General features: G+C 39.9%; 1 protein-coding gene. It reads left to right on the top strand.

All coding sequences use genetic code 11. The features are described from left to right. The coding region (locus AC4GZ8_RS26410; protein ID WP_491084839.1) for a group II intron maturase-specific domain-containing protein at nucleotides 1-510 on the top strand (510 nt) is incomplete at its 5' end. Nucleotides 511-576 lie beyond the last annotated feature (66 nt).

Raw genomic sequence — 576 nt, 5'->3', positions numbered from 1 at the left:
GCTCAAAAATCGAGAGTGACGAAACCAGATGACCCAAGTATGAAGTTTTTAGGATTTGGCTTCTTTAAAGATTACAAGACTGATTCATACAAGGCAAAACCGCACCAAAAATCGGTAAATAACTTCAAGTTCAAACTGAAACAATTGACCAAGAAGAATTGGAGCGTTGATACGAAGTATCAGGTCGAACGTATTAATCAGCTTATACGAGGATGGGTTAACTACTTTAAAGTAGGCTATATGAAATCGCTGCTTGGGAAAATAGATTCCAATACAAGATTCCGCTTAAGAATGTGTATCTGGAAGAAGTGGAAAACAGCTAAAAACCGCAGAAAGAACCTCATTAAACTAGGAATGGATAAATTCTCTGCGTACAAATATAGCCACACAAGCAAGGGGCCGGCTCGAATTGCCTACTCGTGGATACTTACCACAACTATAACAAACAAGAGACTAGCCGTTTTCGGACTAATCTCTTGTGTTCAACATTACAATAAAGTACATGCTTAGGATAAAATTGAACCGCCGTATACGGAACCGTACGTACGGTGGTGTGAGAGGTCGGAGGTTAGTCAC

The sequence above is a fragment of the Metabacillus sp. RB-C-LZQ-3-1 genome, from assembly GCF_058315175.1.
The sequence above is the reverse complement of the archived record's forward strand: the minus strand, read 5'-3'. Positions and strand labels throughout refer to the sequence as shown.